The 20,688-nt window shown below is 73.6% G+C and carries 17 protein-coding genes and 2 pseudogenes; 11 read left to right on the forward strand and 8 right to left on the reverse strand.

Annotation, left to right across the window (positions count from 1 at the left end):
- Window positions 1-168: 168 nt before the first annotated feature.
- From ABZV94_RS28325 to ABZV94_RS28335, 3 genes are all read left to right on the forward strand, one after another.
- Window positions 169-825, forward strand: coding sequence for a ThuA domain-containing protein (locus ABZV94_RS28325; protein WP_356345177.1), 657 nt, complete (start codon window positions 169-171; stop codon window positions 823-825).
- Between the two features lie 160 nt (window positions 826-985).
- On the forward strand, window positions 986-1,849 hold the full coding sequence (locus tag ABZV94_RS28330; RefSeq protein WP_356345179.1) for an isocitrate lyase/PEP mutase family protein: 864 nt from the start codon (window positions 986-988) through the stop codon (window positions 1,847-1,849).
- Window positions 1,846-2,100, forward strand: coding sequence for a hypothetical protein (locus tag ABZV94_RS28335; protein ID WP_356345180.1), 255 nt, complete (start codon window positions 1,846-1,848; stop codon window positions 2,098-2,100). Before ABZV94_RS28330 ends, ABZV94_RS28335 begins: the two co-directional genes overlap by 4 nt.
- 185 nt (window positions 2,101-2,285) lie before the next feature.
- Here the strand turns inward: ABZV94_RS28335 and ABZV94_RS28340 are convergent.
- Window positions 2,286-2,455, reverse strand: a pseudogene (locus ABZV94_RS28340) (substrate-binding domain-containing protein); the annotation flags it as partial.
- A 141-nt stretch (window positions 2,456-2,596) separates the two neighbouring features.
- Here ABZV94_RS28340 and ABZV94_RS28345 point away from each other — a divergent pair.
- The 5 genes from ABZV94_RS28345 (at window position 2,597) to ABZV94_RS28365 (ending at window position 7,779) form a co-directional block, all read left to right on the forward strand.
- On the forward strand, window positions 2,597-4,162 hold the full coding sequence (locus ABZV94_RS28345; RefSeq protein ID WP_356345183.1) for a carboxylesterase family protein: 1,566 nt from the start codon (window positions 2,597-2,599) through the stop codon (window positions 4,160-4,162).
- A gap of 274 nt (window positions 4,163-4,436) precedes the next feature.
- Window positions 4,437-4,727: a lactococcin 972 family bacteriocin gene (locus tag ABZV94_RS28350; RefSeq protein WP_356345185.1), complete on the forward strand. Its 291-nt coding sequence runs from the start codon at window positions 4,437-4,439 to the stop codon at window positions 4,725-4,727.
- Window positions 4,728-4,869: 142 nt separating this feature from the next.
- Window positions 4,870-6,960 carry a hypothetical protein gene (locus tag ABZV94_RS28355; protein WP_356345188.1) on the forward strand — a complete coding sequence of 697 codons (2,091 nt, stop codon included), beginning with the start codon at window positions 4,870-4,872 and terminating at the stop codon, window positions 6,958-6,960.
- 28 nt (window positions 6,961-6,988) lie between these two features.
- On the forward strand, window positions 6,989-7,657 hold the full coding sequence (locus tag ABZV94_RS28360; RefSeq protein WP_356345190.1) for an ABC transporter ATP-binding protein: 669 nt from the start codon (window positions 6,989-6,991) through the stop codon (window positions 7,655-7,657).
- The gene (locus ABZV94_RS28365; protein ID WP_356345193.1) at window positions 7,654-7,779 is read left to right on the forward strand and encodes a hypothetical protein; all 126 of its coding nucleotides are present in this window, start codon (window positions 7,654-7,656) and stop codon (window positions 7,777-7,779) included. The genes ABZV94_RS28360 and ABZV94_RS28365 overlap by 4 nt, the downstream gene beginning before the upstream one ends.
- 133 nt (window positions 7,780-7,912) lie before the next feature.
- Here ABZV94_RS28365 and ABZV94_RS28370 read toward each other — a convergent pair whose 3' ends face one another.
- Window positions 7,913-8,122, reverse strand: coding sequence for a hypothetical protein (locus tag ABZV94_RS28370; protein ID WP_132783122.1), 210 nt, complete (start codon window positions 8,120-8,122; stop codon window positions 7,913-7,915).
- A 188-nt stretch (window positions 8,123-8,310) separates the two neighbouring features.
- Between ABZV94_RS28370 and ABZV94_RS28375 the strand changes: the two genes are divergently transcribed.
- A complete protein-coding gene (locus ABZV94_RS28375) occupies window positions 8,311-11,028 on the forward strand; it encodes a tetratricopeptide repeat protein (RefSeq protein ID WP_356345195.1) in 2,718 nt (905 codons plus the stop codon).
- A 15-nt stretch (window positions 11,029-11,043) separates the two neighbouring features.
- Here the strand turns inward: ABZV94_RS28375 and mmuM are convergent, their stop codons facing one another.
- Entirely contained in the window at window positions 11,044-11,967 is a 924-nt protein-coding gene (mmuM, locus tag ABZV94_RS28380) for a homocysteine S-methyltransferase (RefSeq protein WP_356345198.1), read from the reverse strand.
- Between the two features lie 76 nt (window positions 11,968-12,043).
- On the opposite strand from mmuM, the pseudogene ABZV94_RS28385 reads away from it, so the two are divergent.
- Both ABZV94_RS28385 and ABZV94_RS28390 read left to right on the forward strand, forming a co-directional pair.
- Window positions 12,044-12,599 (forward strand): annotated as a pseudogene (locus ABZV94_RS28385) (hypothetical protein); the annotation flags it as partial.
- 65 nt (window positions 12,600-12,664) lie between these two features.
- Window positions 12,665-13,492 carry an isocitrate lyase/phosphoenolpyruvate mutase family protein gene (locus tag ABZV94_RS28390; RefSeq protein WP_356345200.1) on the forward strand — a complete coding sequence of 276 codons (828 nt, stop codon included), beginning with the start codon at window positions 12,665-12,667 and terminating at the stop codon, window positions 13,490-13,492.
- On the opposite strand, the gene ABZV94_RS28395 is transcribed toward ABZV94_RS28390, so the two are convergent.
- The 5 genes from ABZV94_RS28395 to ABZV94_RS28415 all read right to left on the reverse strand — a co-directional run bounded on the left by ABZV94_RS28395 (window position 13,426) and on the right by ABZV94_RS28415 (window position 20,677).
- Window positions 13,426-14,142: an alpha/beta hydrolase gene (locus ABZV94_RS28395; RefSeq protein WP_356345202.1), complete on the reverse strand. Its 717-nt coding sequence runs from the start codon at window positions 14,140-14,142 to the stop codon at window positions 13,426-13,428. The two genes, ABZV94_RS28390 and ABZV94_RS28395, sit on opposite strands and share 67 nt — an antisense overlap.
- Window positions 14,135-14,719 (reverse strand): TetR-like C-terminal domain-containing protein, encoded by a 585-nt coding sequence (locus ABZV94_RS28400; RefSeq protein WP_356345205.1) that lies wholly within the window; start codon window positions 14,717-14,719, stop codon window positions 14,135-14,137. Before ABZV94_RS28400 ends, ABZV94_RS28395 begins: the two co-directional genes overlap by 8 nt.
- A 54-nt stretch (window positions 14,720-14,773) precedes the next feature.
- A complete protein-coding gene (locus ABZV94_RS28405) occupies window positions 14,774-16,309 on the reverse strand; it encodes a hypothetical protein (RefSeq protein ID WP_356345207.1) in 1,536 nt (511 codons plus the stop codon).
- A 13-nt stretch (window positions 16,310-16,322) separates the two neighbouring features.
- A complete protein-coding gene (locus tag ABZV94_RS28410) occupies window positions 16,323-17,648 on the reverse strand; it encodes a jacalin-like lectin (RefSeq protein WP_356345210.1) in 1,326 nt (441 codons plus the stop codon).
- Window positions 17,649-17,806: 158 nt separating this feature from the next.
- Window positions 17,807-20,677 carry a glycoside hydrolase family 2 TIM barrel-domain containing protein gene (locus tag ABZV94_RS28415; protein ID WP_356345212.1) on the reverse strand — a complete coding sequence of 957 codons (2,871 nt, stop codon included), beginning with the start codon at window positions 20,675-20,677 and terminating at the stop codon, window positions 17,807-17,809.
- Window positions 20,678-20,688 lie beyond the last annotated feature (11 nt).

Genomic DNA, 20,688 nt, shown 5'->3' on the forward strand with positions numbered 1-20,688 from the left:
CCGCCCGGGGGCCACGCCCGCCCGGGTACGGCGACGCGGCGCCCGGCGACGGCGTGGGCGAAGGCGGTTGAGGGGAAGCCCTGGAGCGTGCCCGTGCCCGGCGCCCGGCCCAGGACGTGGGGAACCGCTCTGCCGGGCCGTAAGGGCCCGCGCCTAGAGTCCCGTGCCATGCCTCCTCGTCTCCTCCTCTACACCCGCACCGCCGACTACCGCCACGACTCCATCCCGGACGCGGTCGCCGCCGTCCGGGCGCTCGGCGGGTTCGCCGTCGAGCACACCGAGGACCCGGCGGACCTGGAGCGGCCGCTGAACGGGTTCGCGGCCGTGGTCTTCCTCTCCACCAGCGGGGACGTGCTGACCCCGGCCGGGCGCGAGCGGCTGGCGCGGTACGTCCGGTCGGGCGGCGGCTTCGCCGGGGTGCACGCGGCGGCCTGCACCGAGTACGGGTGGCCGTACTACGGCGAACTCCTCGGCGCCCGCTTCACCCGGCACCCGGCCCACCAGCCGGGCCGGGTCCTGGTCGCCGACCCCGCCCATCCCGCGACCCGGCCGCTGCCGTCCGTCTGGGAGTTCACCGACGAGTGGTACGACTTCGACCACGCCCCGCGCGGCGGGGCGCGCGTGCTGCTGCGCGCCGACGAGACGTCGTACGACGGCGGTGGCATGGGCGCGGACCATCCGCTGGCCTGGTGCTATGAGCGGGGTCCCGGAGGCGGACGCGTGTTCTACACAGCCCTCGGCCATGCCGGGGACGCCTACCGCGACCCGGTCTTCCTGGCCCATCTGAACGGGGGCCTCACCTGGGCGGCGACGGCCGTCCAGTGACGTTTCTGCGGTGAACCGGTTGCGCCGTTGGAGTGAGTAAAGCTGGCGTAGGAGGAAGGTCACGTGACTATCTAGAGATGCTCTTGTCTTGGCAAAGGGCGTCGAGACGCGGAGGCCCCCCTTCCGCCCCGCGTCACCCACCCACAGGAGGAGCCGGACCTTGACCTACGGAAACAAGCTGCGCGAACGCATCGCCGGTCCCGGTACCACACCGCTGATCGGCGTGTACGACATGTACTCGGCGTCGATCGCGGCCAAGCACTACGACGGGATGTTCGTATCCGGCTTCGGCTTCGCGGCCTCGTACTACGGACTGCCGGACATCGGATTCATCGCCTGGCCCGACATGGTGGCCTTCGTGCAGCGCCTGCGCGGCGCGTTCCCCCACCACCACCTGCTGGTCGACATCGACGACGGGTACGTCGATCCCGAGGTCGCCTGCCACGTCGTCGAGGGGCTGGAGCGCATCGGTGCCTCCGGGGTGATCCTGGAGGACCAGAAGCGGCCCCGCCGCTGCGGCCACGCCGACGGCAAGCAGGTGCTGCCCCTGGAGGAGTACCTGGAGAAGCTGCACAAGGTCCTGGAGACCCGCAAGGACCTCGTCGTCGTCGCCCGCACGGACGCCACCGACGAGCACGACATCCTGCACCGCGCCGAACGGCTGGCGGCCACCGACGCCGACGTGGTGCTGGTGGACGGGGTGCGCAGCGTCGAGTGGATCAAGCGGATCCGCGAGGTCGTCGGGGACAAGCCGCTGCTGTTCAACCAGATCGCCGGCGGCAAGTCGCCCCGGCTGTCCCTCGGTGAACTGTCCGACCTCGGCGTGGACGTCGCCATCTACAGCACCCCGTGCCTGTTCGCCGCGCACGAGGCGATGGACTCCGCGCTCGCCGGCCTGAAGGCGGCCGACGGGCGGCTGCCCGAGGTGGACCCCGCGAGCGGTGTCGGGGTGAAGGCCTCCACCAGCCTGCTGGAGCGCAACATCGCCCGCGAGCGGCTCGCCCCCGAGGGCGTGGGCGTGTGACCGGTGCCGTCCCCCGGCTCGGGCTGGCCACGGCGGTCGCCGCCGCGCTCCTCGGGGCCGGTGCCGTACCCGCCGTCGCGTCCGGAAGCCTGATCACCGTGATCGACAACTCCCAGGCCGACTCCTGGCTGGAGGTCGATCGCACGGCCAACCTCCAGACCGGCAGCGGCACCGCCGGCAGCGACCACGACGGCAGCGCCGTGGACGTGGTCGAGGCCCTCGTCGGGGCCGGCCGGGGCGAGGAGGACTGAGCGGCCACCGGACAGCACGACGGCCGGGCTCCCACGGGAGGCCCGGCCGTCACCGTGTCGCCGGCGCCCGGCGCCCGGACGTCGGACCCGGTCCCAGAGGCCGGTGCGGTCGTTCCCGCCGGCCTGGCGTCTGCGACCGTGGCGATACGCGTGGAGTGGCCCATGCCGGTCCATGCCGCCGCTCGCGGGGCTGTGCCCGCGCGCTGCACCAGCCGTGTCGACAGCTCCGTCCGCGTCCCCTCGGGACGGTCGCCCCGCGTCATCCGCACCAGTAGGGCGGGTCGTCGAACCCCACCACGCTCACGTCGTCCGGCACCCGCACCTCGCGCTCGGCGAGCGCGGCGTACACCCCGACGCGGCCTGCTCGCCGACCGCTTTCGAAACTCCGCCGTACGCCGATCGGCCCACGCCCGGAACCTGTGCACAGGAATAGGTCCGGGCGCTGTGGTGCTCTGGTGGGACACCGCACGCGCGCGTGGCGAAGGGCTGGTGGGCGATGACGGACCAGGCGGGCCCCGTGGTCAGAACGCCGCACGGGGACGTACGCGGCCGGTACGAGCGGGGGATCGCGGTGTTCCGGGGCATCCCGTACGCCGCCCCGCCCTTCGGCCCCCTGCGGTTCCGCCCGCCCCGTCCGCCCGAGCCGTGGGACGGGGTCCGGGACGCCGGCGCCTTCGGCCCGACCGCGCCGAAGCCGCCGTACTCGGAGGCGTTCGCCCAGTACCTGTCCGACCCGGTGATCCCCGGGGACGACTGCCTCAACCTGAACGTCTGGACCCCCGAGCCGGGGCCCGGGGCCCGGCTGCCGGTCCTGGTCTGGCTGCACGGCGGCGCGCTGACCAGGGGTTCCTCGGCGGTACCGGTGTACGACGGCAGCTCCTTCGCCCGTGACGGGGTCGTGTGCGTCTCGGTCAACTACCGACTGGGGGTGGAGGGCTACGGCCTGTTCCCCGACGCGCCCCCGAACCCCGGCCTGCACGACCAGCTCGCCGCGCTGCGCTGGGTGCACGAGTCGATCGAGGCCTTCGGCGGCGATCCCGGCCGGATCACCCTGTGCGGGCAGTCGGCCGGCGCCATCAGCGCCGGTGTCCTCCTCGCCGCGCCCCAGACGCGGGGCCTGATCCGGCGGGCGGTCCTGCAGAGCGGCGCGCCCGAGGTGTCCGACCGCGACAAGGTACGGCGGATGGTGCGCCGGATGGCCACCCGGCTGAAGATCCCCGCCACCGCGGAGGCGTTCGCCGCGGTCGACCGGGAACTCCTGCTGCGCACGCAGGCCGAGGTCGGCCGGCTCAGCAGTCCGGTGCTGGGCGGGCCCGCGTTCGGCATCGTCGTGGACGGCGACCTCGTGCCCCGAGACCCGCTGAAGGCGCTGACCGAAGGCGCCGCCGCCCTCGACGTCGAGCTGCTCATGGGCTGGACCCGGGACGAGTACCGGCTGTGGCTGGTGCCCGGCGGGCTGCTGGACCACGTCGACCGGCTCGGCGCGGTCGCCCTGGCCGGCGCGATGGCCCGCTGCCACGCCGGGCACGAGGTGCCGCGCGGCTACCGCGCGCTGCACCCGGACGCCGGGACCGCCGAGATCGTCGGCCAGATGGTGACCGACCACCTGCTGCGGGTGCCGCTGCACCGGCTCGCGGACGCCCGCCCCGGCGCCAGTCACCTGTACGAGTTCGCCTGGCCGTCCGGGCTGCCCGGCCTCGGTGCCTGCCATGCGCTGGAGCTGGGCTTCGTCTTCGACAGCGGGCACGTGCCCGAGTCGCAGAAGCTGGCAGGCGAGGGGGCCCCGCAGGAGCTGTGCGACGCGATGCACGGCGCCTGGGTGCGGTTCGCCACGACCGGGGACCCCGGCTGGGAAGCCTGGGACGCGACCCATCCGGTGCGCGTCTTCGGTGCGGGGGAGCCGTACACCGCGCACGGTCCACGGGACGCGGAGACCGGCCTCTGGGCGACGGCCCGCACCGACCCGGCCCCCGCCGCCGCGTCCGGGGCCCGGGCACCGGGGGCCGAGCTGGCGGCGGCGGTACGGCGTCTGCGGCGCTCCGTGGTGGCCAGGCGCCGCTGAGGACCCGCAAGACCCCGGCCCGTCGCGGTGGTTGCGCCCCGCGACGGCCGGCTGTGGCCGCTCTCGCCGGTCGCCACCCACACGACCTGGCAGTTGTGTAGTCCTTGTGAAGAATGCAAGCCATTTTACTGTCTCAAGTCCGTTGTGTGACCCAAAAGTTGACAGCCTTTTACGTCCCTGGGAGAGTCCTGCCCGATCAAGATCAAGATCGAGCCACACAAGGCCGATATCCAGCCAAAGGCGAGATCATGTCATGGAGAGAAGGAAGATCCCTGTGAAGACCAAGCGCAGCCTGAAGGTCGCGATGGCCGCCGGTGCCCTCGTCATCGCCGGTGCCACGCCGGCACTGGCGACCATCTCCTACCCGGCGGAGGGCGGCACCTGGGACCACGGAGCCGGCACCTCGTACGTGTGGTCGGACTACTACCTGTCCAGCCGGTGCCACGGCTCGACCTCCGTCGGCGACTACATCGACACCGACGAGGCGAGCGCGGGCAACTGGAGCATCACCCAGGCCGACGCTGCGCTGTACGGCAACAAGACGTACTACAAGACCAGCTGCTGACCCACCGGGGCCGATGAGCCCCTGCCCCTCCTGGTGAGGTGAGCGCCTCCGCCCGCGAGAGCCTGCCATCTCCTCCCGCGGGCGGTCCACTCCCCGCCTGTTCCGCCCTCCCCGGAGCCGCGCTCCCCGATCTGGGTCGTCGATGCTGCACCGAAGTATCAAGTTCGTTCACGCCGCCGTACTGGCGTTCTCCGCAGTGCTCTCCTTCCTGTTCCTCCGAGACCTCGACGGACGCTGGGTCATGGGGCACACGGCCGTCGTCTGGGTGACGGACACCAAGGGAGAGACCAGCGGAGCACAGGTCACCCGTGTCATGACCGAGTTCGCCCAGTCCCACCGGGCGACCGTCGCGCGCGAGACCCCCGACCTCAAGGAGCCCTACAGCCGCCGGCATCTCTACCTGGCTCCCGGCGGGCCCCGTTCCGACTGGCTGCGCGAGGGTTACCCCGCCTTCGACCGCGACTACCGCACCGAGGTGCACCCCGTCGCCGAGCTGGGCAACCGCGACCCGCGCGGCTACTACTACGTGTTCGGCTCGGACCGCGACGTCGACGAACTGGTCCGGACGTTCACCGGCCTCGGGTTCGAGGCGGCGCCCTACCGCCCCTACTCGCTCGGGCAGCTGACGCCGGCCTACTCCGACAGCGCCCTGCTCCGCTCCTTCTTCGTCGTCACCCTCGCCGTCGTGACGATGACCGGCGCCGGCGTCATGCTCGGCGCCAAGGGGTACGCGGTGCAGCGCCTCCAGGGCAGGTCCTTCGGGCGGATACTGCTGCGGGACCTGCGGCAACTGGCCACCTTCTGGGCGGCGGCCTTCGGCGCGGTGACCGCCCTGGCCCTGGTGCTGCTCGGCCTCTACAACGGGCTGGCCTGGATCGGTGTCTTCGCCCTCGTCGCCCTGGGAGTCGCCGCCGTCCTCGGTCTCGTCTCCCTCGCCGTGCACGCGATCACGCTCCAGCTGACCTCACAGACCGGGCTGTTGCGGGCCCTGAAGGGCGAACTCCCCGCGCGGACCGCCGCGCTGAGCACCTATCTGGTGCGCATCCCCGCGCTCCTGCTCGCGGTGAGCATCGCCGGCGACGTCGTCATGGCCGGACAGAACATCGCGAACCGGGAAGCCGGCATCGAGACCTACCGGAAGATCGGCGACACGACCGCGATCGCCCTCAACGGCAGCGCGGCGAGCGAGGGCGCCTTCGAGGTCCTGGACGAGAAGGTGGGCGGCTGGCTCCGCGAGGCCGACGGGGACGGGCAGATCATCGTCGCCGGACACCGCAGGTTCCGGCACCTGGGCGACCTGGCCGGCCTTCCGGACCGCGACCTGCTGATCGTCAACGAGTCCTATCTCGCCGCACAGCCCGTGCTCGACGCCGCCGGGCGGCGCGTCCCCGCCACCACGGCCGACGGCACCCGCGTGCGGCTGCTGGTCCCCGCGGACCTGGACCGGTACACCGACCGCCTCGCCGCATCGGTCCCGGAACTGCTGAACCCGAGCCGCCCGGAGACGATTCCCGCCGAGCGGGTGACGGCTCTCCAGGCCCGGGACGGCCAGCGGCTGTTCACCTACAACCCCCGGGGCCGGCTCCAGGCCATGACCAACCCCGACGCCGACGAGTCCTTCGTCACCGACCCGGTGGTCATCGTCTTCCCCGACGGCTCGCCCTCTCTGAGCAACCGGGGCTACGTCGCCTACGCCTCCCAGCAGAGCCTCGTCTTCAAGGACCCGGACGACGTGACGGACGGGATCACCAAGCACCACCTGGGCACCTACGTCACCGGGATGAGCCCGGTCGGACAGAACGCGGCCCTCAAGCTCCGCGATCTCGTCGCCGACTTCCGGCTCCAGCTGTTCAACCTGGCCGTGGCGGTCGTGGTGCTGCTCATCACCGGGGTCGGGGTCTGCATCGTCCACTCCCGGAAGAACGCGCAGACCATCTTCGCCCGGTACATCAGCGGCTGGCGGTTCACGGCCACGCACCGTGCGCTCCTGGGCGTCGAGGGGCTGCTGGCCGTCCTCCTCGCCGTATGGGTGCCCTTCCAGGTGTGGTGGCAGAACCAGGAGCTGGAGGAGTACCGGAGAACCGGCCTCAAACCGCCCGCCGAGCCCGTCCACATCACCGGCCTCGACCTCGGCGCCAACGCCGTGCTCGTCGCCGTCGAGTCCGCCGCGGTGCTCGCGGCCCTGGCCTTCTTCCACCGTCGGATCGTCAAGGAAGGGGCGGCAGAGTCGTGACCCCCCACCGTCCCACCGGAGCCACCTCGTGATCGAGATCCAGAACCTGCGCAAGTCCTACGGCCCGCGCACCCTGTGGTCGGGCCTCGATTTCACCGTCCGGGGAGGCCAGTTGCTGGCGCTGGTCGGGCCGAGCGGCTCCGGCAAGTCGACGCTGCTGAACTGCCTCGGCCTGCTCGACGCCCCGAGTTCCGGCGCGATCCGCCACGAAGGCCGGGACATCACGGGCTTCGGGCCGCGCGCCGCCCGGCACTACCGGCGCGACGTCCTCGGCTACCTCTTCCAGAACTACGCCCTGATCGAGAACGCGAGCGTCGCGGCCAACCTCGAAGTCGCCATGCGGCCACGGCGGAAGGGGACCGACGCCCCGTCCGTCGCCGAGGCGCTGGGGCGCGTCGGGCTGGCAGGCCGGGAGAAGGAGCAGGTGCACCGGCTCAGCGGCGGCGAGCAGCAGCGCGTCGCGCTGGCCCGCCTGATCGTCAAGCAGCCCAGCCTCGTCCTCGCCGACGAGCCCACCGGCGCGCTCGACCACGACAACACCACCCTGGTCGTCGACATCCTGCGCACGATGAGCGAGGACGGCTGCGCCGTCGTCATCGCCACCCACGACGACTCGGTCCGCGACCGCTGTGACACCGTCCTGACCGTCGGAAGCACGACCCAACCGGAACCCGTGAAAGGAAGGCAGCTCGCATGAAGATCCGTCTCACCTGGGCCGCACCCCTCGCCCTTTTCGTCCTCGCCGCCGTCGCGGTCTTCGCCGTCTACGGCACGCACACCTTCACCATCCTCGGACGGATCGGAGCGAGGATCTTCTGAGCGTCCCGCTCGGCCGCCGCGGGGGCGGTGCGGCGGGCGGCACCTGACCGGGCCGCGTGGTCGCAGATCACCCGCCCGGCCCGGCCCACCCCGCCCCACCGGCCGCCCGCCGCCAAGGCCGGCCGCCGGCAGGTCAACGGGTCAGTGCCCGGCGCAGCGCCGCCGGCACCTCCCGCGCGGAGCGCAGCAGAAGGCCGAGGACGCGGTGGGCGGCGTCGCGGCGGTGCCGGTGCCGGGACCAGACGGCCGGGACGATCACACCGGCGAACAGCAGCAGGAACGTGACGAGGAACAGCGTGCCGAACGGGGTGAGGAACTCGGCGGACCGGACGACGACGGCCATGGGCACTCCCTGATCGAAGCGGAAACGGAAGCCGCGTGCGGCGGCGGTCACGAAGGTGCCCGTCCAGCGGGGCGTTCCGCGACCGTCCGCGCACATTGGACGGCAGGCCCGCGAAGCGGCTGTTCAGCGCCATAGACTTCCCGGGCGTCCAGTCCTGTCCGCTGGGCGGTCGAACGCTGGGGGAGCGGGTGGCGAACGGAGCACGCGAGGGGGGCGTGGAGGAGGCGTTCCGGGCGGACCTGCGCCGGCTCGGGGAACTGCACCGGATCCTGCTGGGCGGGAGCCCCGGCCTGTCGGTGCTGGCCCGGGCGGCCGGGGTGCGGTCGAAGTCGACGGTCAGCGCGTGGCTGGACGGCGACCGGACGCCCAAGGACGTGGACCATCTGCTCGGCGTGGTACGGACGTTGCGCGAGCGGGTGAGCGGACTCGGGGAGACGATTCCCGGCGTGGACCAGGACCTGCTGAGACCGGGCTGGTGGCGTGCGCGCTACGCCGAGCTGGCGGGCACACGCAACCACGCCGTGGGGCAGGCGGTGCGCGGTGCGCAGGCCGCCCGGGCCCTGGAACGGCACGACGCGCAATCCCGCCGCGCGGCGCTGCCGGACCTGCCCCGGCCGGTCGCCGACTGGCATCCCGGCAGCCTCGGAGTGCACCCCGCCATCCCCGGCACCGTGGGTGCTCCCGGCGGCACGGCCCCGGCGGCGATGGATTTCGTCCTGCCCGCCTATGTTCCGCGCGACCACGACCGGCACCTGCGGCAGCGGCTGGAGCAGGCAGCGCTCGGGCAGGACGCGACGCTCGTGCTCGTCCTGGGCGAGTCCTGCACCGGCAAGACACGCACCGCGTTCGAGGCGGTGCGCACCTGCCTGCCGGACTGGGACCTGGTCTTCCCGAAGGACTCCGACAGCCTGCTCGGCCTGCTCGACGCCGGCGTGGCACAGCCACGGACCGTGCTGTGGCTGGACGAGGGGCAGAACTTCCTCGCCCGGGAACGGGGGGAGGAGGTCGCCGCACAGCTGCGCAGACTTCTGGAGCGGCCACAGCCGGTCGTCGTGCTGATGACCATGTGGCGTGAGCACCACCGTTCGCTGACCGTCCAGCCCGGCGCCCCCGGCAAGGACCCGCACCCGCAGGCGCGGGCCCTGCTCACGCAGGCGATCGGCGTCCGGGTTCCGGCGGCCTTCTCGCCCGCTGCCCTGCGGGGCATCAACGGCACGCGCGATCCGTCCCTGGCCGTGGCGAGCCTCACGAGCGGGGACGGCACCCTCACCCAGACACTGGCGGCCGGACCGCAGCTCGTCGAGTTCTACGAGGCCGCCGACGACTCACCGGCCTGTTACGGCAAGGCGGTTCTCACGGCGGCGATGGACGCCCGGCGCCTGGGTCACGGTCCCGCACTCCCGGACGGCCTCCTGGAGGCGGCCGCTCCGGCGTACCTCAGCGAGACGCAGCGGGCCGGAGCCGGCCCCGACTGGTTCGCCGGGGCCCTGGACCACGGGCGGCAGAGGGTCAAAGGGGTCGTGGCCCCCCTGGGCGAGGTGCCCGCGGCGAGCGGGATGGGCGCGCGGCCGGGACGGCGGAGGCTGGCCGACTACCTCGACCAGTACGGTCGCCTCGCGCGCTCCTACGTCTGTCCCGGCGCGCCTTTCTGGGAGGCGGCCGAGCGGTTCGCGGCCGACGCCGCCGACCTGCACGAACTGGCGGACTCCGCCCGCCGCAGGGGACGGTACGCCCTCGCCGACGCCCTCTTCCGGCGGGCGGCCGAACGGGGGCACGCCCCCGCGTGGACCGAGATGGCCAACCTCCGGGAGACCCGCGGATGCCGGGAGGAGGCCGTCGAGCTCATCTGGAAGGGGCATCACGCCGGTGACGCCACCGCACTGCTCGATCTCGCCTCCTGGTACGAGGAGGACGAGGATCTGGAGGCGGCGCGACGGCTTGCTCCGGAGATCGCCCGGACCGGTGATCCGACGGCCCTGCTCTTCCTCGCGGAGAACGAGCACCTCGTCGGCGGCGACGGCGAGGTGGAGCGGCTGGCCAGGGCCGCGGCCGGACTCGGCGCGGCCGCGGCCCTGACCTTCCTGGGCCGCCGTCGCATGCTCGCCGGAGAACGGGGCGCGGCGGAGCGGTACTTCCGCTCGGCCATCGCCGCCGGAGACCACTCCGCCGCCTTCGAACTGGCCCGTATGCGGCTGGCGGGGGAACACGACGTGCCCGGTGCCGTCGCGGCGGCGCAGCAGGCCGCCGAGCTGGGCGACTTCTTCACGCTCGGGGTCATGGCCCAGCTCGTGATGGGCGTCGATCCGGCGGAGGGCGAACGCATGGCCCGGCAGGCCGCGGCTCTGGGCGGCCTGAGCCCGGCGCGGATGGTGAACCTGTCGTTCGGCGAGTACATGGGCCGGCAGCAGGGGCTGGCCGTGCTTGCGGACCGCGCCGAGGCGGCGGACGGGGCCGGAGCGGGAGAGGCGGTCCTGCGGGCGGCTGCCGACGAGGGAGACCTGCACGCCATGGCGTGGCTGGCACAGCGGCAGTGGGCCTTCGGCGATCCGGCCGAGGCGGAGCGCCTCTACGAGCACGCCGCCGAGGGGGGTCACGCCCCCGCGCTGCTGGAGCTCGCCCGCATCCGGCAGGAGGCCGGCCACCTCGCCGAGGCGGAACGTCTGTGCCGGGTGGCGGTGGACGCGGGGGAACCGAGTGCCGTGGGGCAACTCGCGCGGACGTGGGAGGTCGCGGGCAGGACGGAGCACGCCGGCAGCCTCGTCCTGCACGGGCTGGACGCGGACGGCGAACCGGCCCGGCCGTGGCTGCCGAGCCGACCGGAGCACGACACGTCCCTGGGCATGCACGCGGTCAAGGGCTGGATCCTGATCCAGCACGGCCGGCCGACCGAGCCGGAGGACCCCTGACCCGCTCGGGCCGCCCTACGCCGCGAGCGCTGTGGCGATCCCCGTGATCGCCTCCGGTCCGACCCGGCAGCAGCCTCCGATCAGCCGGGCTCCCGCCGCGCGCCACGCGGTGACCTGCTCGGCGCCGAACGTGGTGCGCCCGCGCCAGGCCCGTGCCCGCGCGTCCCAGGCCTCCCCGCTGTTGGGGTACACCACGACCGGCTTGCCGGTGACCCGCGCCGCGATCTCCACCGCGCCGAACACGTCCTGTGGCGCACAGCAGTTGACGCCGACCGCGATCACCTCGTCGGCGTCGGCGGCGAGACCGAACGCCTCCTCCAGGGGCTGCCCGGCCCGCGTCCGCGAGCCCTCGACGGTGTACGACAGCCAGGCCGGCACCCCGAGCCCCCGCACCGCCCGCAGCAGCGCGGCGGCCTCGTCGGCGTCCGGGACGGTCTCCAGTGCCAGGACGTCCGGCGCGGCGGCGGCCAGCACCTCGATCCGGGGCCGGTGGAACCGCTCCAGTTCGGCCACGCTCAGCCCGTACCGGCCCCGGTACTCGGAGCCGTCCGCGAGCATCGCCCCGTAGGGGCCTACGGAAGCGGCCACCCACAGCGGGCGTTCGATGCCGGTGTCCGCCGCGCGCCGGGCCGCCGTACGGGCGAGGTCCACGCTGAGGGCGAGCAGTCGCGCGGCTTCCGCACGGCCGGTGCCGCGCTTGGCGAAGCCCTCGAAGGTGGCCTGGTAGCTGGCGGTGATGGCCACGCTCGCGCCCGCGAGGAAGTAGGCGAGGTGGGCGTCGGCGACCGCTTCGGGCCGCTCGGCGAGCAGCCGCGCCGACCACAGCTCGTCGCCGAGGTCGTGCCCGGCCGACTCCAGCTGGTTGGACATGCCGCCGTCGAGTACGACCGTCCCGGCGGCGAGGGCGTCGGCGAGGCTGGGGGAGGTGTGGCTGGTCATGGTCACGACGCTAGTCCACGACACGGAGAAAGAGCTTTCCCCCCGGTCGGGTCTTCTTCGCCGGACCCATTGACCCTGGGCGAGCAAGGGATTCCGCGGCCTGCTGCTGCCGCCCGGGCACGCGCCGACGAGGCGCGCGCCCTGCCCGCTCCCAACTGGCTGCTGCAGACGACCCGTTCGGACGGCGTGGTCCGGCTGCACAACCACGGCAGCGAGGACGTCCGCTACGACCCCTGCTACACCCGGCTCGCCTACTCGACCGCCACCGCGCCCGTGCCGTCGTACGACAACAGCGTGATCGTCGGCGGGGACCCGAGCCGTACGGAGACCGAGCCGCTCGGTACCGGCGACGGGTGGATCGCCTCCCGGCACACCGTGCGCGCCGGGATCACCGTCACCAGCCTGGTGGTGGTCCGGGGCGCCGTGGAGGTGCGGGCCCATCTTGGCTCACCCGGGAGCCGGACCCGTTGCCGCTGCCGGAGCTGATGTCCGTGGCGGTGCGGGAGGCGGACGCGCGGGAGCACGGCCACGAGGTGCGGGTGAGCTGGTCCGGCGGGCCGGCCTCCGCCTTCCGGTTCACGGCGGTGGACCAGCCGCCCGCCGGCACGTCCTGGTCGGTGGCACCCCGGTGAGACGGCGCGAAGGGGCGCCGTACGCTTCGGCCGGCGCCGAAACGACCCGGGTCTAGCGTGGCCGTATGACCGCAGAGCCCGCCCCCGTCCCCGCTCCCCCCGCTCCCTCGTTCGCCGGCCTCCACCACCGTCCGGGCGAGCCGCTGCTGCTCCCCAACGCCTGGGACCACGCCTCGGCCGCCGCCCTCGCCGCCCGGGGGTTCCCGGCGATCGGCACGACGAGCCTGGCGGTCGCCGCGGCCGTCGGACTGCCCGACGGGGAGGGTGCCACCCGCGACCACACCGTCCGCCTCGCCCTGGTCCTCGGCTCCGGGCCGTACCTCCTCTCGGTCGACGCCGAGGACGGCTTCAGCGACGATCCGGACGAGGTCGCCGCGCTGGCGCGCGAGGTGTGGGCCGCCGGGGCCGTCGGCATCAACCTGGAGGACGGCCTGGGCCCGGCCCGGCGGCACGCGGCGAAGATCGCCGCCGTCAAGGCGGCCGTGCCGGGCCTGTTCGTCAACGCCCGTACCGACACCCACTGGTCGGGCGACGGCGACGAGAAGGAGACCTTGCGCCGGCTCGACGCCTACCAGGAGGCGGGCGCCGACGGGGTGTTCGTGCCCGGCGTCACCGACCCGGAGCGCATCGCGGCCCTCGTCCGGCACACCGCCGTCCCGCTCAACGTCCTGTACGCGCCCACCGGGCCCACGCTCGACCGGCTCGCCGGACTCGGCGTGGGCCGGGTCAGCCTCGGCTCGCTGCTGTACCGGCGGGCGCTCGGCGCGGCCCTGGACGCGATGACCGACGTCGCCGCCGGACGCGCCCCGGCCGGTACGACCCCGTCCTACGCCGACGTCCGCGCGCTGGAACGCAGCGTCCCGGCGAGCGAGTCGGCGAACTCCACGGGGTGATCCAGGGTGCCGAGATGCCCGCCCGGGAACTCGGTGAAGGGACAGCCCATGCGTGCGGCGAGGAACTCGGCCGCGCGGTGCAGGAGCTGACCGCGCGAGGCCGCGCCGGCGGCGATGGTGAGCCGGCCCGGGGGCGGCGGGACGGCGGGCGCGTACGCCGTGAACGGGCGCAGGACATGAGCCAGGAAGACGCCCATCGGGGTCGCCTGCGCGCCCTCGGCCGGCGGCCGGCCGGGTCCGTCCAGCTGCCCGATCAGCTCGGCCCGCCGCGCCGCCCCGTCCGGCAGGACCGTCACGCACGGCGGTTCGTGCGCGACCACGTGCGCCAGCCGCCCGGGGTACCGCGCCAGCAGGTCCAGCGCCGCGATGGCACCGGAGCTGGTGCCGAACACCGACGCGGTGGCGCCCCGCGGCAGCACCTCCTCCAGCACCCGCCGCGCGCCCTCGCTCCAGTCCTCGACCCGCTGCTCGGCGACCGGGTGCCCGAGCCGGCCGTGCGCGAGCCCCAGCGGGTCGTACGTCACCACGGTGAAGCGTGCCGCGAGCCGTTCGGTCAGCGGCCCGAGGCCCATCGGGTGCCCGGCCCCGCCCGGCACGAGCAGCAGCACGGGCCCGCGGCCCGTGACGTCGTGGTGCGGTGTGTCAGTCATCGTCGCGTTGCTCCCTGGGCCAGTGCGCGAGGGTGAGGTGCAGGGCGTCGACGGCCTTGTCCCAGGAGGCCCGTACGTCCCGGTCGGCGCCGAAGCCGCCCGCGCTCTCCAGGAGGCAGTAGCCGTGGAAGGTGCTGCGCAGCAGGCGCACCGCGTCCGTCAGGTCGGGTTCCTCCAGGCCGTACGCGCGCAGCATGCCGTAGGTGATCTGCGCGGTGCGGTGCAGTGCGGGGGAGTCGGCGACGAGGGCCTGGTCGATGCGGATCTGCGTGGCCGCGTACCGGCCCGGGTGCTCCAGGGCGTAGTCCCGGTAGGCGCCGGCGAAGGCCCGCAGCGCCTCCTTGCCGGACCGGCCGGCCACCGCCTCGGCGATCCGGTCGATCAGCTCTCCCCCCGCGTACAGCGCGAGCCGGGTGCGCAGGTCCTGGAGGTTGCGGACGTGCGAGTACAGGCTCGCGTCCTTCACGCCGAAGCGGCGCGCCAGCGCCGAGATGCTGACCTGGTCGAAGCCGGCCTCGTCCGCCAGCTCCGCCGCTGCCGCCACCAGCCGTTCGACGGTCACGCCCGCCCGGGCCATCCGGCCACCTCCTTGGATCTCTAGGTCTAAGCCTAGACCCTCTAGGAAGCGGTGTCAGCAGCGGGTGCCCCGGGCCCTGACCAGTGCCACGTCCTCCGCGCGCAGCCGCAGGGAGTGCCGGGCGGTGTCCTCGCCGCGCGCCGGGTCGGGGTCCCACAGCCAGACGGTGTCCCCGCTCGCCTGGAAGGACAGCACCGGGTGCCGCACGGGCACCGGGCCGTTGATGACGGGCACGTCGGTGCCGAGCGGCTTGACGCAGACCAGTTCACCGCGCAGCCCGAAGTACGCGGGCGGACGCCGGCCGGCCCGCACCGCGTCCATCGTCCGGTCGGCGGCCTTCTCCACGCCGTTGAGCGCGCCGACCGCCACCGTGAGCACCGCGACCACCAGCATCAGCGGCAGCACCCACGGCACCAGTCCGGTGGCGCCGGTCTGGACGTGGAAGTGCCGGGCCCAGCCGCCCAGCGCCAGCAGCACCAGGCCGCAGGCCACCGCCGTCGCCAGCGGCCGGAACGCCACCGCGTACTGCCAGTAGAAGGCCACGTGCACCGAGTCCACGGGGATGCCGAAGAAGTCCTCCAGGTACATCGCGTGCAGGAACGAGCCGGCCCACGGCATCACGAACGGCACGGGTGCGGCCAGCACCGGCAGGAACCACTGCATGTTGCGGCTGAACCAGGACGCGCTGAGCGCGTACCACAGTCCGAACACCGTGAAGGCGACGACCGCGATCACGGCGAACGCGGCGAGCTGGCGGCGGGTGCCGATGTCACCGGACCGGGCCCACATGAAGCCGAGGAAGGCGGGGCCGCCGGTGAGGACGACCCCGCAGCCCAGCGCCACGAGCCACGGCCGGGGTTCGTTGGAGGTCACCCACCGGCCCACCGGCCAGCACAGGCCCGCCGGTATCAGCAGGGCCGGGAACCGCCATGGCGTCGCGTAGGCGCCGAGGACGATTCCGGCGGCGACGCCCGCGAACGCGACCAGGCAGCCCAGTGCGACCGTGAGCGACCTGCGCCGTGGACCGGCCCAGCCGTCGTGCGGGGCCGGCCCGAGGGACCTGCGGAGGTCGTGCGCCTCCGGATCGAACGGCGTGCCTCCGAGGGTGCGGCCGGCCAGCTCGGCCTGCGCCCGTTCGCGTTGCTCCTCCGTGTGCTCGCCGCGCAGGTGCAGGGTGCGCCCGACGTCCCACCCGCCGACGGCGACCCAGTGCTCGGCGAGCCACCGCAGGACCGGCCCGGCCCCGTCCGGAACCTTGTGGTGGACGTGGTACGTCGTCACCGGCTCGGCGGCACCGGGGCGGACCAGCGCGGCCTCGCGCACCCACACGTCGAGCCGGCGCCGGGACGCGAGCGAGGTCAGCTGTTCGACCGCCGTGGACCTGGCGCTCAGGCGGGAGCCCCGGAGCGGGACGTCGACGACCAGGGCGGTGTAACCGGCCTCCGCGCTGATCGCGTCCGTGTCCCGGGCCGGGCGCACCCGCCAGCCCTCCTGGGCGGCGAACACCTCGGTCGCCAGCTCGCGTTCGTCCGGCTCGTCGCGTACCTCCACCACCAGGCGGACCCGGCGGTTGTAGGGCTCGGCTGCCACCCGCGTACTGTACTCAGCCGATCGGCGCGTACAGCACCCCCAGTTTGTCGATCTCGTCGCCCGCGCGGCCGGTGAAGCCGACGATCTGCCAACCGGTGGGGGCCGTGAAGACGGTGGAGTCGGCCGTCGCCGTGCCCGCCGACAGGGTCCGGCCCCGGTCGGTGGTGAAGGCGGCGGAGAAGATCCGGGTGAGGCCGTCCTTCCGGCCCTCGGTGAGGCTCACGGAGGTGAGGTGCTCCCCGGAGGCGAGGGTGAGGGAGGCGGCCGTACCACCCGTGCCGCCGTGGCCGAGGACCGTACCGCCGTCGAGGGTGAGGGAGACGGCGTCGAGGCGGGCGCCGCCGCGCAGGGTGAGGGTGCGCGGGGCGGGCGCGGCCGGCAGGTCGTCGGCGTCGTTGAACGCCGTGCCGTGCGGGCCGCCGAAGAAGTCGCTCGCCCGGAGCTTCGGGTCGAGAGCGTAGGAGAAGTCGACGGTGTGCGGGAAGTGGTCGGAGAGGTTGCCGCCGGCCGCGTCCAGGAACGTCGCCCACTCGTCGTGGTAGCGGGTCGCGGTCAGGGAGACCAGGTCGCTGCCCCGGTAGAGGACCTTGTCGACCACCTCGCAGTCGTCGGGCGGCGCGGACGCCGGGCACAGCAGCGGATCGGCGCCCTGCGCCGGGGCCGAACCGCCCTTGACGAGGCGCACCCAGGCGTCGGTCAGGCCGTTGTCGGTGACCAGGGTCCGGATGTTGTCGCCCGAGCGGGTGTAGCGGGCGTTGGTGTCGCCCATCACGATCACCGCGTTGCCCGCCGAGTTGGCCTGGATGAAGGCCGACAGCTGGGCGATGTTGGCGCGCCGGGCGGCCAGGGCGTCGTCGGTGTCGTCGGCGTTCGGATGCGCGTTGTACAGGTCGACGTAGACGCCCTCGGCGAGCCGCACCCGGGCCAGGGTGAAGCCCTTCGGGGTGAGGCAGTTGGTGCCGGTGCAGTCCTTCCACCTCACCCGCTCGAAGTCCTCGAACGGGTAGCGGGACAGGGTGTTGAGGCCGTCCCCGATGCCCGCGCCACCGCTGGTCGCGGTGCGGTACGGGTGGTCGTCGCCGGCGTACAGCGCCGCGTGGTAGTTGAAGTCCTCCTGGACGTTGACGATGTCGTAGCCCGCCAGCCTCGGGGAGATCAGCGGGGTGTTGGTGGCCGGATGGCTGGAACTGAGGCCTTCCGGCAGTCCGGCCACGTTGTACGTCAGGACACTGAAGCTCCCTGGACCGGCGGCCTGGGCGGTGCCGGTGGAGGCGGTGAGTCCGGCGAGGGTGAGCGCGCCCGCCGCGAGGATGCCGAGAACTCTTCTGTTCGGTCGCATGCGGTCATGTTCACGGCAACAGGCGTAGTTTTGAAGGGAGTTGGGAAAACCGTCGGATGAACAGACGTCTCACGGGGCGGGCGAGACCCGCGCAGGACGCGACCGCGGCCGGCCGGAGGAAGAGCCGGCCGGCCGCGGTCGCGTCAGGACCGTGTCGGTCACCCGGTCTCCGGGGCGACGGCCGGGGAGAAGACGAACGAGAACTCCGCCGGCTCCGCCCGCAGGTGGTACCGGGGCAGCGGGCCCGGGCCGCAGGACTGGGAGCCGATGCCGTGCTGGGCGTGGTCCAGGTTGACCCAGACCGTGTCCCCGGGCACCAGGTCGGTGCGGTGGGCCGCGGCGTCCAGCCGCTCGGTCGTCCAGCGGCGGGCAGTGAACCAGAAGGCCGGGTCGCCCTCGACGCGCAGGCCGCCCAGCTCCGCCCAGCGGACGTCGATCCGGGCGCCGTTCTCCTGGGGCCGGACGTACGGCGTCTGCAGCTCGTCCACGGTCGCCTGCCAGCGGCCGGTCCGGGACGCCGTCCGCGTGTCCGGGTACGCCTCGCCGGGCCCGCCGCCGTACCACCGCACACGGTCGGCCGCGGCCAGCCCGAAGCGGATGCCGAGGCGGGGCAGCGGGACTTTCCAGTCGCCGTCCGGCACGGTGGACACGGTCAGCCGGAGCCGGTCCCCGTCCGACGTCCAGCGGTACACCGTCGACAGTCCCAGCTCCCGGCCGGCCGGTGCCACCCGGGTGCGGACCGTCAGCGCGTCCTCGCCGGCCTCCACCGCGTCCAGGCGGTGCCGCATCCGGTGCAGGCCCAGCTTGCGCCACAGCGGTCCGTAGCGCAGGTCACCCTGCCAGGCGGCACCGTCGTCGTTGTCGGTGGTGGCCCGCCACACGTCCAGGCGCAGACCGGTGACCGGCACCGCGCCGATCGTCCGCAGCGCCCCGGTGCGGGCGTCGAAGACGGCCGGGCCGAGAGCGATCACCCCGTCACCGGGTACCGGGCGGGCGGTCGCGGCGACGTACGGTGTCCGGCGCGCCGACACCGGCAGCTGGCCCCAGGCGACGACATGGTCCCGCGCCGCCCAGGAGGTGCCGGAGGCGAGCACCGCCCGGACGGTCCAGTACGCCTCGCCCGCCGGAGCACCGGCCGGTACGGCGGGCAGCTTGACCTCGGCGGACTCGCCGGGCGCCAGCGCGGGCACCGGCAGGCTGCCCGAGTCCACGGTCTCGCCCTCGACCTCGTACGACCACGAGAACGCCAGCGCCGACAGGTCCGCGAAGTCGTACTTGTTGGTGACACGGACCGTGCCGGCCGTGCCGTCGCCCGTGACGGCGACCGGTTCGACGACCTTCTTGAACTCGACCAGGCCGGGGGAGGGCCGCCGGTCCGGGAACAGCAGGCCGTCGCAGACGAAGTTGCCGTCGTGCAGCTCCTCGCCGAAGTCGCCGCCGTAGGCGTAGCCCAGTTCCGGGTGGGCGATGCCGTGGTCGATCCACTCCCAGACGAAACCGCCCTGGAGCCGGTCGTGGGCCTCGAACAGCCGCTGGTAGTCGGCGAGCCCGCCGGGGCCGTTGCCCATGGCGTGCGCGTACTCGCAGAGGATGAACGGCAGTTCGCGGCGTTTGAGCGGTCCGCCGTCCAGGCCCCGCCCGATCCGCTCGACCTCGGCGTGACTCGCGTACATCCGTGAATAGACGTCCGTGTCCCGGCAGGTGTGGTCGCCCTCGTAGTGCACGAGCCGGGAGGTGTCGCGGGCGTGGATCCACTCGGCCGTCGCGGTCAGGCCCCGGCCGGTGCCGGCCTCGTTGCCGAGCGACCAGATGACGACCGACGGGTGGTTCTTGTCCCGCTCGACCATGCGGGCCGCCCGGTCGAGCAGGGCCGGGGTCCAGCGGTCGTCGTCGACGGGGTTGTCCCGCCAGCCCTGCTCGGTGAAGCCGTGCGTCTCCAGGTCGCACTCGTCGATCACCCACAGGCCGTACTCGTCGCACAGGTCGAGGAAGGCCGGGTGCGGCGGGTAGTGGGAGGTGCGGACGGCGTTGATGTTGTGCCGCTTCATCAGCAGCACGTCCTCGCGCATGGTCGCGAGGTCGAGGGCCCGGCCCTTCTCCGGGTGCCACTCGTGCCGGTTGACGCCCTTGAAGAGCACCGGGCGGCCGTTGACCCTGATCAGGCCGTCCGACAGCTCCACCGTGCGGAAACCGATGCGCAGGGGCACCCGCTCGCCCTCGGTGGCCAGTACGCCGTCGTACAGCCTCGGCGTCTCCGCCGTCCACGGCTCGACCGGGACGGTCACCGGCTCACCGGCCGGGATGTCGACACCGAGGTCCGGGACGGTCACCCGGCCCGGCACGTCGGAGTCGACGCGCAGGGTGCCCGTGCCGGACACGTGGTCGTAGGAGGCGTGCACGAAGAAGTCCCGGACGCCGCCCGCCGGCCGGTGCAGCAGGGTGACGTCCCGGAAGATGCCCGGCAGCCACCACTGGTCCTGGTCCTCCAGGTACGAGCCCGCCGACCACTGGTGGACGCGCACCGCCAGTACATTGCCCGCGGGCCTCAGGTGCGGGCCGACCGCGAACTCGTGCGGCAGCCGGGAGCCCTTGAACTCGCCCAGCTCGGTGCCGTTCAGCCAGATCCGGGCGCAGGACTCCACGCCGTCGAAGCGCAGCACGGTCTCGCCGCCGTCCGGCCAGTGTGCGGGCAGGTCGAAGACGCGCAGATGGTCGCCGGTCGGGTTCTCGGTCGGCACCCGGGGCGGGTCGACCGGGAACGGGTAGAGGTGGTTGGTGTAGACGGGGGAGCCGTGGCCCTGGAGCACCCAGTGGCCGGGGACCTGGATCCGCGCCCAGTCACCGGCGTCGTACCCCTGCGCCGCGAAGGAGTCGTCGTGGGCGTCGGCCGTGTCCGACAGCCGGAACCGCCAGCTGCCGTTGAGTGAGAGGGACGCGGCGTCGGAGGACGCGTACCAGGCGCGCGGCGGCAGTGCCCCGGACCCCGGGGAGACGTCCTCGACGTAGTCGGTGCGGGTGTGCAAAGACATCGGTCTCCTAG

This window comes from Streptomyces sp. NPDC004658, assembly GCF_040609555.1.
Classification (GTDB): domain Bacteria; phylum Actinomycetota; class Actinomycetes; order Streptomycetales; family Streptomycetaceae; genus Streptomyces.